We start from the raw sequence: 2720 nt of genomic DNA on the forward strand, positions 1-2720 counted from the left end.
TTAATAACTTAGTTATGTTTCACATACTTGATGTTATTAATAGGATATCCCTTGTTTACTAATCTCTCTAGGATTCCATTAAGAATGGTATTATCGAGAGACTTTTCTCTAGACATTATCCAGAGGTACTTTCCACTAGGTACCCCTACTGCGGTCCAACTATAGTCACTGGCTAAATCAATAACAATATAGTCAAGTTTCAAAGGCCAAAAAGGTTGTACCTTCCAAAAGGCATTTGATTGGGAGTTTTCTATCCAGGCCTTCTGATGATAGAGGTTCTTCTCCCCATTAAAGCTGCCTTCATTAAAACTAAAAGTTATATCAATTCTCTTCTTTTCACTATTCCACTTATACTGCTCTAAAGAGTTATAAGCGTTCTTTTCAAGAAAGGTAAATCTTCCTGCCTGAACATACCAATCGCCCATAAATCTCTGAATATCAACAAAGTCTACCGTTTGATTGTACTTAAAGCTTGAACAGCTATTAAAAAGAATAAAGAGAAAGAATATATTTAGTAGTTTTTTCATATTATAATGATCCCATAAATAGAGGCATTCGTGAGTCACGTCTAGCAAATGTCAAACTACCAAGAGATTATCATGTTCAACTTTAATAATACCTATTCAAAACTCAGCGATAACTTCTTTTATCATGTAAAACCAGAAGACTTTCCTAAGTCTAGTCTCATTATTTATAACGAAGATCTAGCCAAAGAATTAGGGGCACAAGATTTAGATCACACAGAAATACTCCAATATCTAAGCGGTCAAAGATTAATAAATAATGAAGAACCAATCTCTATGGCCTATGCTGCCCACCAGTTCGGACACTTTGTGCCACAGCTTGGAGATGGAAGGGCCATGCTTCTTGGTGAAGTTGTTTCCAATGGCGTAAGAAGAGATATTCAATTAAAGGGCTCTGGCCAAACACCATTTTCAAGAAACGGTGATGGGAAATCGGCTTTAGGTCCAGTACTGAGGGAATATATTGTTAGTGAGGCCATGTATCATTTAGGTGTTCCAACAACCAGAGCACTTGCTGCAGTCTCTACAAATGAGCCCGTTTATCGAAATGGTGCAGAGCCAGGTGGTATTCTAACAAGAGTTGCCGCAAGCCATATAAGAATTGGAACCTTTCAATTCTTTGCAGCAAGGGAAGACTTAAAATCTTTAAAGGAACTTGCAGATTACACAATACAAAGACACTATCCAGAAATTAAAGAACTCATAAATGACCGCTCTGGTGAAATTTATCTAAGACTTATCCAAGAAGTCGCCAAGAAACATGCCAAGCTTGTCTCAAGGTGGATGGGATTGGGGTTTATTCATGGAGTGATGAATACAGATAATATGTCACTCTCTGGTGAGACTATTGACTTTGGCCCTTGCGCTTTTATGGACGAGTTTCAATTCAACAAAGTCTTTAGTTCAATTGATCGCCAAGGTCGCTATAACTATCAAAATCAAATCCCTATTGCTCAATGGAATCTCTATCGATTTGCCGAATGCTTAATTCCACTTATTGATAACGATCAAAATATTGCAATAGATAAAGTCACAAAAACTTTAGAAGATTCTCTTAAGTACTATGATCAGCAATGGCTTATGACAATGGCCAACAAATTGGGAATTTCTGATTACGATGAAGACACAAGAGAGATCATCACTGACTGGCTCACTTACCTTCATGATCACGAGCTTGATTTTACAATCTCTTTTAGAACACTAACTGAAGATATTAATTCCTTTGCACAATTTAGTGAAAGAATTAAAGCTAAACAAGGCGAAGAAGCTCAAGAGCTCATGAATAAGTCAAATCCAATTTATATACCAAGGAATCATCAGATAGAGAAAGTCATCGACATGGCCTATGAAGCAGACTTTTCACATTTTTTTAAGATGTGTGAGATGGTAAAGGAACCTTTTCTAAGAAGAGAAGAGTATGAAGAGTTTGAAAGAGCCCCACAAAAGAGCGAAAGAGTTAAAGCTACTTTTTGTGGGACTTAATTAAATTAGTGTTTAATATTCCAATCGATTAGGAATTGCTTCTCATCCTTTGAAAGATAAGGATCAAAACCTTGTCTTCCGAGATATTCTCCCGTGAGATAATCAATGGTATGGTTTTCCCATCCAGATGGCTCAGGTCCAACAAATCTTCTTAGAACAATTCTTCCATCTACGATATAAGAACTTCTATGATAAGTGACTGCAAATGGTGTTCCATCTTCACGATATCTGAAGAAACGAATCACCTCATGATCATTAATATCATCTCTAAGATTCCAAAGAAGGAGAACATCTGGATATTGTTTTGCCTTATAGTAATCACCTACAAGACGATCCTCTTTAAGATTAGAGACCATTTCACGAAAGTCTTGATACTCATTCATAATAGTCTTTGCTAAATCTGCATTAGCAAATGAGATAAATGGAATTAAAAGTAATAGAATTAATTTTTTCATAGATAACCTCTTAACGTTATGTGTGAGATTAATCTATCACCTTCCATGTATGATCGGCAAGAAGCTGAACAGTTGCGATATGATCTTCATAAGGGTGTCCGGATTTCCCCCACTCTGTCGGGGCCACCATAGACAAGATATCTTTTTTATCTTTACGAGAATATAAGAAATAGGTCTTACCTATTAATGGTCGAAATGACATATCAGCTAAGTAAATTCTTTCCGAGACTTCAACTTTATTCTTTAGCTTCTCATATTG

Annotated in this window: 4 protein-coding genes; 1 reads left to right on the forward strand and 3 read right to left on the reverse strand. The window is 36.2% G+C overall.

From position 1 onward, the window contains the following. Positions 1-8 precede the first annotated feature (8 nt). Positions 9-527: a lipocalin family protein gene (locus tag M901_RS06705; protein ID WP_021277428.1), complete on the reverse strand. Its 519-nt coding sequence runs from the start codon at positions 525-527 to the stop codon at positions 9-11. Between the two features lie 72 nt (positions 528-599). On the opposite strand from M901_RS06705, the gene M901_RS06710 reads away from it, so the two are divergent. Further along, positions 600-2006 (forward strand): YdiU family protein, encoded by a 1407-nt coding sequence (locus M901_RS06710; RefSeq protein WP_034721020.1) that lies wholly within the window; start codon positions 600-602, stop codon positions 2004-2006. Positions 2007-2011: 5 nt separating this feature from the next. On the opposite strand, the gene M901_RS06715 is transcribed toward M901_RS06710, so the two are convergent. Both M901_RS06715 and M901_RS06720 read right to left on the reverse strand, forming a co-directional pair. Further along, positions 2012-2461, reverse strand: coding sequence for a hypothetical protein (locus tag M901_RS06715; RefSeq protein WP_021277427.1), 450 nt, complete (start codon positions 2459-2461; stop codon positions 2012-2014). A gap of 28 nt (positions 2462-2489) precedes the next feature. Continuing rightward, positions 2490-2720, reverse strand: a 231-nt coding sequence (locus M901_RS06720; protein ID WP_021277426.1) for a DUF2452 domain-containing protein, incomplete at its 5' end; no start/stop codon positions are given.

The sequence above is a fragment of the Bacteriovorax sp. DB6_IX genome (genome assembly GCF_000447775.1).
GTDB lineage: Bacteria > Bdellovibrionota > Bacteriovoracia > Bacteriovoracales > Bacteriovoracaceae > Halobacteriovorax_A.

Excerpts from the sequence above, each read along its gene's own strand:
- M901_RS06705 (WP_021277428.1), bottom strand. The coding sequence starts at position 527 with ATGAAAAAACTACTAAATATATTCTTTCTCTTTATTCTTTTTAATAGC.
- M901_RS06710 (WP_034721020.1), top strand. The coding sequence starts at position 600 with ATGTTCAACTTTAATAATACCTATTCAAAACTCAGCGATAACTTCTTT.
- M901_RS06715 (WP_021277427.1), bottom strand. The coding sequence starts at position 2,461 with ATGAAAAAATTAATTCTATTACTTTTAATTCCATTTATCTCATTTGCT.